General features: G+C 42.7%; 6 protein-coding genes and 2 pseudogenes. 6 read left to right on the top strand and 2 right to left on the bottom strand.

Features of this window, described 5'->3' with window-relative positions:
- From B2575_RS06065 to B2575_RS06050, 4 genes and pseudogenes are all read left to right on the top strand, one after another.
- Positions 1–420: pseudogene (locus B2575_RS06065) on the top strand (SIR2 family protein); the annotation flags it as partial.
- Positions 421–803: 383 nt separating this feature from the next.
- A complete protein-coding gene (locus B2575_RS06060) occupies positions 804–2,099 on the top strand; it encodes a VWA domain-containing protein (protein ID WP_296240561.1) in 1,296 nt (431 codons plus the stop codon).
- A 294-nt stretch (positions 2,100–2,393) separates the two neighbouring features.
- A complete protein-coding gene (locus B2575_RS06055) occupies positions 2,394–2,816 on the top strand; it encodes a YbaN family protein (protein ID WP_087813547.1) in 423 nt (140 codons plus the stop codon).
- A 244-nt stretch (positions 2,817–3,060) separates the two neighbouring features.
- Positions 3,061–3,270: a cold-shock protein gene (locus B2575_RS06050; protein ID WP_045453470.1), complete on the top strand. Its 210-nt coding sequence runs from the start codon at positions 3,061–3,063 to the stop codon at positions 3,268–3,270.
- 180 nt (positions 3,271–3,450) lie between these two features.
- Here the strand turns inward: B2575_RS06050 and B2575_RS06045 are convergent, their stop codons facing one another.
- Positions 3,451–4,533 (bottom strand): YeiH family protein, encoded by a 1,083-nt coding sequence (locus tag B2575_RS06045; RefSeq protein ID WP_296240560.1) that lies wholly within the window; start codon positions 4,531–4,533, stop codon positions 3,451–3,453.
- A 232-nt stretch (positions 4,534–4,765) separates the two neighbouring features.
- Here B2575_RS06045 and B2575_RS06040 point away from each other — a divergent pair, with 232 nt between their 5' ends.
- Positions 4,766–5,701 carry a LysR substrate-binding domain-containing protein gene (locus B2575_RS06040; RefSeq protein ID WP_296240559.1) on the top strand — a complete coding sequence of 312 codons (936 nt, stop codon included), beginning with the start codon at positions 4,766–4,768 and terminating at the stop codon, positions 5,699–5,701.
- 148 nt (positions 5,702–5,849) lie between these two features.
- Here the strand turns inward: B2575_RS06040 and B2575_RS06035 are convergent, their stop codons facing one another.
- Entirely contained in the window at positions 5,850–6,311 is a 462-nt protein-coding gene (locus B2575_RS06035; protein ID WP_045453475.1) for a universal stress protein, read from the bottom strand.
- A 436-nt stretch (positions 6,312–6,747) separates the two neighbouring features.
- Between B2575_RS06035 and B2575_RS06030 the strand changes: the two are divergent.
- Positions 6,748–9,790, top strand: a pseudogene (locus tag B2575_RS06030) (insulinase family protein).
- The last annotated feature ends 222 nt before the right edge of the window (positions 9,791–10,012 follow it).

The raw sequence follows: 10,012 nt of genomic DNA, 5'->3' as shown, positions 1-10,012 counted from the left end.
TATGAATGTTCAACACGCCCTAATCTAATAAGAATTAATAAGCTGAAAACAGATAATTATGAAGCTATTTATAAGGCTATTTCCAAGCTAAATTTACCAGTATCTGCTATGGATATAAGGAAAGTTCAAAATATCGTCAAAGAGATTAATGCAGGTGGTAGTATCCAAGTGCAAATTACAGAAGATTTAGAAGGCTTAAAGAATAGTGATAAAATTTTAGCTATAGGATCTAAGAAAACTATTAGATATGAGTTTCATAACAAAGCAGAGCTTATGTCTAACTATTTTGACATTATAGATGAATCTAATGAGCAGATTCTTGAATTAGTAGATAAGCATAGTATAAGTAAGTCGGAATGGTTTCCTATATTTGGGTTTAAATATATAAACTCAACAATAGATAGTGATGGTGTTTTGTAAGCGAGACAAAAGGAAAAGGTATTAGAGTTAAGTGAATCATTGACAACCGAAAGCAGCTGTCACAGTAGGCATAAGGATATAGATAGTATAATTAATGACGATAGTATAGTAAAAAGTAGAAAGCAAAGAGCTTTATATTGGTCTGTATTGAATAATAATATTATTCTTGAAGATGTTAAGGAGTATCTTTTAGCTAATAAAAATAATATGTCCACGGAGTATAGGAAGCTACTCTGCATCTATGATTATATGCAGTATCGCATTGATGTTTAAATTATTTTGAAGAAAATAGATTGTTATTTCATTATATTTTCTACAGTTTTTTAACATCAGTAATTAGTCTATTATCTTTAAATGAATAATACGCTAACGTAAGGAACACCATGAACCATCTCACCGTCGGACAACGCGCGCCTCTAAGCAACCTTGCTATTGACGATACCGCACCCATCACGCTCAAGTTCACTCGTCAAAGTCCAATAGAGATGGACATCAGCTGCTTTGCCTTAGACGCAGCGGGCAAACTGATCAATGATGATTACATGGTGTTCTATAATCAGCCAACCTCACCGTGCGAGCAAATCAAGCTCACCCATTACGAGTCGCAGCCAACGGCGAATAAAGGCATCCAAGCTGAGTTTGAAGTCAATTTATCTAAACTGGCTACTAATATAGACAGCTTGTTTTTTGTGTTATCAGCCGACACGCCGCTTAATCAAATTCAGTCATTAGAGATTGGCATTTGGCAGCAGTCACAGAAAGCACAGGCAGAGTATCAAGCAGCAGACTTTGCCCAGCAGCAAGCCAGTATGCTGATGCAGCTTTATCGTAAGAGTGGCGTTTGGCGAGTATCTAATGTCGCACAAGGCTTTAATGGTGGACTGGCAGCCATCGTGCAGCATTTCGGTGGTGATGTAGAAGAGAGTAGCCCGCAAGTACTCGATCCGACCGTAACGCCAGTGCAAACAAAACCATCGCTCGAGAAGGTCATACTAGACAAAGCCCCAAAACTGGTCAATCTGGCCAAAAAAGCCACGATATCGCTTGAGAAGCGCCAATTGCAGCAGTTAACGGCAAAAGTAGCACTGGTGTTAGATGCCTCAGGCTCAATGAACAGACAGTATAAACAAGGCCGTGTGCAAGAGGTGGTCAACCGCCTATTGCCATTAGCAGTGAGCTTCGATGACGACCAAGCGCTAGACTGCTGGGCGTTTGCCCGAGACCCACAGTATTTGGGTGAGATTGGGTTGAGCAATTATGACGATTTCATTGATAATGCTTATGGCGGCTGGCGCAAATGGGCACTTGGCCCGCGCATCAACAATGAAGCCGAAGTCATGAAAGCCGTGACGGAGTTTTATCAAAAGGACGGCTTGGATGTGCCTGTTTACGTGCTATTTATCAGTGATGGCGGGGTGAATGACAATCGCGGTATCACGAGAGTCATGACGGAAGCCGCGAAACTGCCGATATTTTGGCAGTTCGTGGGCTTGGGTGGTCGTGGTTATGGCATCCTAAAAAAGCTAGACGACATGGAAGGGCGCGTGATTGATAATTGCGACTTCTTTGAATTAGATGACTTAGATGATATCAGCGAAGAAGCGCTTTATGAGAATATGCTGGAGGAGTTCCCAAACTGGTTAAAAGAAGCACGCGAGATAGGGTTGATAGCGAAATAACTAAATTAGGATAGTATCTTTAACGATAAAACCGTTCATAGTCTAGCTATGAGCGGTTTTTTATTGCTAAAAATTCAGTCAAAGGTGGTGAGCTCACTTACCCAACCACTAACCAAACATACCTATTGATAGCAAAAACCTCGTACAAATAGCCTTGTACCATTTTGAGTGATATTGCATGCTTAGCTACCTATATAGTAGGCAGTTCTATAAATGATTATCTGGTTTAACAATCTAGCTGTCTAACCTTTATCGAATATTAGCCTCTCCATATCATTCAATGACAGTATTTTTATGAGCCAACACAAAAAAGCTTTTTATTATCGACCCAAAACCAATCAGCATAACAGCCCAACGGTGCGTTGGACGTTTGTCATACTGGGTTGGCTATTTTTTGTATTGGGGATTATCGGTGTATTACTGCCAGTCATGCCGACTGCGCCTTTTATATTATTAGCAGCAGGTTGCTGGGCACGTAGTTCGCGGCGCTTTCATTTTTGGCTGATCAATCATAAATACTTTGGGAAATTTGTCCGCGATTGGGAAAATAATCATGCGGTGCCACTCTATGCTAAGTGGTTAGCGACAATAATGATGACTATTTCAACAACGATGTTATTTTTTAATATTCCCGCCGATATGATATGGATGGCATGGCTGGTAGCCGTGGTCTGTACTGGGGTAGCGGTCTATTTATTCCGTTTGCCAAATGCCTAAAATGCGTTGATTTTGAGGTCAAAAATCGTAAGAAATAGGCTTTAGTTACATGAAAGCTAAGATAAGACTTGCGAAATCAGGATGTTCCCCCTATAATACGTCCAAGCTTAAGAGCAGTTCTGCACCAAATCATTACCTCGTAGTATTAGTTATAATCCTTCGTTTTAATATTTATCGTTCAGTAGCTATTTGCAAGCGTTATCGGTCACTAGGCCATTAATAAATTTAAAAGTAGGATTATATTATGTCAGACGTTCAAAAAGGTACAGTTAAGTGGTTCAACGAAGCTAAAGGCTTTGGTTTTATCGCTCCAGAAACTGGCGCAGACGTTTTTGCTCATTACAGCGAAATCACTGGTTCAGGCTTCAAAACTTTAGCTGAAGGCCAAGAAGTTGAGTTCACTGTAACTCAAGGTCAAAAAGGCCCACAAGCCCATAACATCGTTGCTATCTAATTTGTCTTTATAGACACTTAGAGCAAGATGAAAAAAAAGCGAACCTTCGGGTTCGTTTTTTTTCGTCTAAAATTTGGTGTAGATTACTTATAAAAAAGCCTACTTACTATGTTAATAGTCGTAGGCTTCGTTGATTCTGCATAAACTTATAGTGGACAAGCTATCATAGGAATGAGCGTCTTATAAAAAACTGATACCAATATTAATCAATCCACCGCCAACGATCAACCAAGCAAACATAATCGCCCCCAAGATAAGAGGTTTAACGCCAGCTTGTTTAATAGCGCCCAAATGCGTGGTTAGACCAAGCGCAAACATCGCCATGGTGAGCAGCACATCGTCTAGCATCACCATACTACGCTCAAAGCTTGCGGTCATCGGCACCCAAGTATGTAGTAAAACGATGGCAATGAATATAAAGGCAAACCAAGGCACTTTGACTTGTTGAATGCGATTCATAAACGATGGTTTTTTGCCATTGTCGCTGCTACCTTTGGTTAAGGCAAACGATAAAATAAGTAAAAAAGGGGCAAGCATCATGACGCGTATCATCTTGGTGACAACCGCTGTGTCACCCACTTCGGGACTGACTGCGTTACCAGCGACGACGACTTGCGCCACTTCATGAATGGTGGAACCCGTATAAATCCCGTACTGCTGAGCATTTAGCCAAGGTTGCAACCAACCAAGATGGTATAAAAACGGATAGAGCAACATCGCAACCGTACCAAAGACCACCACTGTCGCCACGGCAATAGTGACTTTGTGTGCTTCTGCTTTGACCACAGGCTCGGTGGCAATAACCGCGGCGGCACCGCAAATGCTTGCGCCTGACCCAATTAATAGCGTCGTTTGTTTATCGACTTTTAACCATCGGGTACCTATCCAATAGGTGAGTAAAAAGGTCGATGTCAATACCAACGCATCGCTCATCACCGCAGACAGTCCGACACTTGATACTTGCGTTAAGGTCAGCTTAAAGCCATAAAACATGATGGCGAGGCGCAATATTTGACCTTTGGCAAATGCCACGCCGACACTTAATCGCTCAGCAAGGCTGGGATAGACAGTATTGCCCAATACCATACCAATGAGAATGGCTAAAGTGAGAGAAGACAAGCCAACGATACGTCCATTTGTCCATGTGTTGACACTAGTATTGAGCCACAAACAAAATAAGCTGCCAATCAGCACGACAATAAGCCCTGCTAAATGGCGGCTGCGCGGGAGATAGTTATTTACTGATTGGGTCAAGGCGTACATGACTGACTGTCCTATTATGTATTATCTATAATCGAAATAAGCATAAGCTTATGAATAGACATTATAAGGCAGACCAATCTATAATAAAAACAGATTAATTAGATAAAAACTATCGATTTTTTAGGTTGATAAAAGTCTTTGGGCTAAAAAGATGGTTTTTTAGATAATAAAGGGTTTTTAAAATAACAGGTGGTTTTTAGATTGTATCAATAAGATAGGTGTCAGAGAAATTATGAAAAAAGCCATGCAGGTATTGCCAAAGATTACCTTCAAGCAATTATCAGTGTTTGTCAGTATTTATCAAACGGGTAGTACCAGCCGTGCCAGTGAAGCGCTGCATTTATCGCAGTCGGCCGTCAGTAGTGCGCTGACAGAATTAGAAGCAAGGCTACAAATGCCATTGTTTGAGCGCGTCGGGCGTAGGCTTAATCAGCACCCCAACGCCCATCCTATTTATATACAGGCACAAGCCATCTTGGGGCAGGCTGTAACTCTAGAGCATTATCATAAGCATCAAGCAGGGCAGATTCATATCGGTGCCAGTACCACGATTGGTAATTATGTGCTGCCGCCGCTGCTTGCCAAGCTATATGCGGCGCTACCCGACGCCCATATCGATATGTATATCGCTAATACTCAAGAAGTGGTCAGCGAAGTTGAGCAATTAAATATTGATATTGCGCTCGTAGAGGGAATGCCACGCCCCACAGATATGAAGGTGATTGAGCAGCGTGCGTGGCGGACAGATACCTTGATGATCTTTACCAAGCGCGATAGCAAATGGTTGACAGACATGGCAGCGTATAATGATGCGGATAATTGCTACGAGCTTAGCATTGCACAACTGGCAAAGCTGCCGCTATTGGTACGAGAGGCAGGGTCAGGTACACGGCAAATTATCGATGAGCAGCTGCTGAAGCATTTGCCTGATGCGGAGATTGTGATGGCGATTCAGCAGTCGGAAGCTATTAAGCATATGGTGAGTGCAGATATTGGTCTTGGTTGTTTATCACAGCATGTCATTCAGGCAGAGCTGACAGCAGGAGCGTTGGTACAGGTGAAAGTCGGAGGCATCGATTTGTCACGGACTTGGTGGCTAGTGTGGCATAAAGCCCGCCATCAAAGCCCGATTTGGCAAAGCTTTATTGATATTTTGACAGAAGATTAATTTTAGTGACAAATATAGAGGTATTAGCGAGAATATCTACTATTTCAATGAGTAGTAAAAAAGCGCAAAGTTATACAATGCGCTATTTTTAATGAGCTTTTTTAATAGTTTTAACTAACTTGGAAACGAGGTTAAGTCTTTTCTTAAACTACTTATTAACGGGTTTATCCAGTCTTACGACCAAGCTATCGCATGGGACGTTAGGCAAGATATTATCTGCCGTCGCGCCACTGAGCCAAGCGGCGATACCATGGCGTTCATGACGACCGATGACTAGTAAATCAACATCATGCTTGTGACAATAGTTGACGATGCCTTCACTGTTAGAGATGGCAGTGGTCACTTCAGAATTCACCGCATGTAGATCATTACGCTCCAAAAACTGTGCCAGTTTGGCACGCGCCTCCTGACAGCGTTCATCGTCAATCTCATCGTATAAGCTGGAGGCTGGCACCAGCTCATAGCCAAAGCCAACCATGGTATCTTTGACGATATGTAATACCGATAACTTGGCGTTAGGACGATTCTCGACGATACGTTTGGCCTTTTGGGCGACCACATCAGCATCGGACATTAAGTCGGTGACCAATAAAATATGTTCGTAACTCATAGCGGCTCCTTGTGACAGATGATTTTAACTATAGCACTACTGATGGCTGCTGTTAAGTAAGCTTTGAGTTCGCTTTGTGAAAATCCGACATTCTGCCATATTGGTCATCTTTATTACTACAGTATCTTGACTTATGAAGGTGCGAACCCCATCTAATTCCGTTAGGCAAATTCTTTTTAATTTATACCGGCGCATTGCTGTCATTTAAAATGATGCACGGGTACATGCCATTAAATTTGAATATTACTCATAAGTTAATCACAATAATACTCACAATATTTTTATATGAATAGCATATAAAAAAGACCCTACGATAAGTATTACATACACTATTTATCTATTGTTTACTCTGATTCTATTTTATCGCCACTGGCTAGATTTAGTCATTAATCGCATATTATTCTAAATAAAATTAGAGCAATCCATAAGGAAAATTATGACCGACACGTTATCTACTACTGATCTAACTTTGCATCCTGCCTTTGAGCTGATTGAGCATCGCCATATCGATGCATTGTCGATGGACGTATTAATAAGCCAACACGTCAAAACAAGAGCGATGCATTACCATTTGGCACATCCGAGTGACGAAAATGCCTTTTTGGTTGGCTTTCGCACTCAGCCAATGGATTCAAAAGGCGAGGCGCATATTTTAGAGCACGTGGCTTTATGTGGCTCTGTGAAGTTCCCCGTTCGTGACCCATTTTTTTCAATGATTAAACGCTCATTAAACACGTTTATGAATGCGATGACCGCTGCCGATTGGACGGCGTATCCGTATGCGACGCAAAATAAAAACGACTACTTTAATTTGCTAGCCGTTTATCTGGATGCCTCGTTTTTTCCAAATATTCATCCGCTGGATTTTGCCCAAGAAGGCATTCGTGTAGAGTTAGACGAAAATGACAAGCCGCAATTTAAAGGCATCGTTTTTAATGAAATGAAAGGCGCAATGAGTGGTGAGATTGACCAGTTGTATCATACGGTCGCCCATCATTTATTCCCAACGACGACGTATCACTATAATTCGGGCGGCGATCCTGCCGATATTCCTGACTTGACCCATACTGAGCTGGTTGAATTNNATGAGCTTTGGTAATATTCCAGTCGCTGAAACCCAAGCCAAAATCCATGAAGATGCCTTGATTCAGTTTGAAGCAGGTAAAAAACACGTCTCACGTCCTGAAAAACGCCTGTCTGCACCGATTAGTGCGGTTGATACTTATACGGCTGACGAAGCAGGGCCTGACCAAACGCATCATGTGATTGCATGGTTATTACCATCGATTACTGATCCGAAGCAGCGTTTAGCATTGCGTTTATTAGAAGGCGTGTTGGTTGAACATGCTGGCTCACCGTTACGTGCTTATTTGGATAGCCATCCACTTGGTAAAGCACCAAGTCCGCTACTAGGGCTGGATGACAGTCATTATGAAATGGTCTTTTATACCGGTCTGCGCGGTTCAAACCCTGAACACGCCGAAGCGGTAGAACAGGGCATTATTGATTTGCTTACACAAGTGGCGAGCAAACCGATTGATGATGAAACGATTGAGACGATTCTGCATCAAATCGAGATCGATCAGCGCCATATCGGCGGCGATAGCATGCCCTATGGTCTAAATCTCATGCTAGAAGGCTTTAGCACTGCCATTCATGATGGTAATCCTATCGATGTCTGGGAAGTTGATGAGCATTTGCAGTGGCTACGTGAGCAAGTAAAAGATGCGCAATGGTTACCGAATTTAATCAAGCAGCATTTGCTTGATAATCAGCACCGTGTCCGTGTGACCATGACGCCTGATAGTGAAAAAACCGCCCGTTTGGCGGCAGCTGAGCAGACCCGTCTTGATACCATCGAGATGGATTTGACCGCTGATGATAAAGCCGTCTTAAAACAACAAGCACTTGATTTGGCAGCGCGCCAAGCAGCGCCTGATGATTTAAGCTTATTGCCAAAAGTGGGTTTAGAAGACGTTCCAACCGATATCAGCTTTAAACAAGGCACGCAAAAGCAGATTAATTTAAGTGGCAAAGAAAGTACGTTATTTGAATATGAAGCAGGCACTAATGGCTTATATTATTATCAAATAATTGTACCGTTGACTGATGCGATTGGTAATGAGGATACAAGCGAGCTGCCCGTTAATGAAGTCATTAATCATCCGCTATTGCCGATCTATTTGAGCTTATTGTCAGAATTGGGTACAGATTCGCTCAGCGCGCATGAAATGCAGGCCAAACAAGCGGCGCATTCATCAGGGGTGACTGCTAGAATCAGCCAGCGTACCAATGTCGATGACAGCCAAGCGATTAGCAGCTATTTCGTCGTGGCAACGCGCGCACTCAATCGTAAACCTGAAGCGATTGATTTGCTCAAAGAAGTCATGGAACACAGTATCTTTAGTGAGCATGATCGTATCAAAGAAATCTTGCAGCAGCGTCAAGCAGGCTGGCAATCAAACCTTGCTGGTTCAGGGCATTCTTATGCCATGCAAACCGCCAGCCGTGGTATGAGTCGCCAAGCGCAATTAGAATATGTGCGCAGTGGTTTGCCAGCATTGAACGCGCTAAAAGACTTCTTAACCCATGCCAGTAGCGATGATGCACAGTGGGATAAATTAGCAACCAGTTTGATGGACTTACATCAACGTCTAATTAGTTTGCCTAAGCACGCGGTTATCATCTGTGAAGCGGAGCAAACCGAACGCTTAAGCAATTTAATCGTTGATAGCTGGAAAGACAGTCAAGCGCCAAAAATTGCAGCGCAGTTAAAAAATACCGATGCGAGTATCGACGCCAATATCCCAAGCGAGTTTGCCGAATTGCAACTTGATGCGGCGTTAAATGGTGAGAAAGACGCGGTCAAAGTGCTAGAAAGTGATGTGACGCTCGATGTTGAAGACTTGGCGTGGCTAGTGCCAACCAACGTCTATCATAATGCCAGTGCTTATACCGTGCCAGCGGCTGATCATCCAGATACGGCAGCCTTGATGGTATTAGCGTCTTATCTACGCAATGGTTATCTGCATAGCGCTATTCGTGAGAGCGGCGGTGCTTATGGCGGCGGTGCGGGCTACGATGCCAATGCCTGTGCCTTTAAGTTCTTTAGCTACCGTGATCCGCAGTGTGCTGAAACTTTTGCGCACTTTGATGCCAGTATCGAGTGGCTATTGAATGAACCGCAAACCGATGAGCAATTAGAAGAGGCCATCTTAGGTATCATCTCAGGAATGGATAAGCCAGGCTCTCCAGCAGGGGAGGCGGTTAAAGCCTGCTTTGCAGATTTGCATCATCGCGGCGTCGACTGGCAGCGTAAAATGCGTGCCTCAATATTGGCCGTGACCGTGGCAGACTTGCAGCGCGTCGCCAAGCAATATCTACAAGGGCAAAAGCACGTACGTGCAGTACTCGCGCCTTATGATAAAGAAGTAGCGGTAAAAGAGCTTGGCTTTAACGTTTGTAAAATTAAAAGTTAATAAGTGATAGCCAAAGCTAAAGTGTAGATAGTAAAAGAGCAGATAATACTAAAGTATTGTCTGCTTTTATTTTTGTTTTAAACAATCTATGCTGTAGCGGTTTAGCCGTCGCTAGTTATTATCTTAAACATCGCGGTTATTACTATATTTTGACATTATGGGCGTTAGTTGGTCACAGCTTAGCGGTGATGGCTTTTATAAAATTATAGCATTATTAGCTTT

Origin of the sequence: Psychrobacter sp. UBA6739 (assembly GCF_002453835.1) — a bacterium.
GTDB classification, from domain to species: Bacteria; Pseudomonadota; Gammaproteobacteria; order Pseudomonadales; family Moraxellaceae; genus Psychrobacter; species Psychrobacter immobilis_A.
Note: the sequence above shows the minus strand (reverse complement) of the source record. Positions and strands in the feature narration are given on the sequence as shown.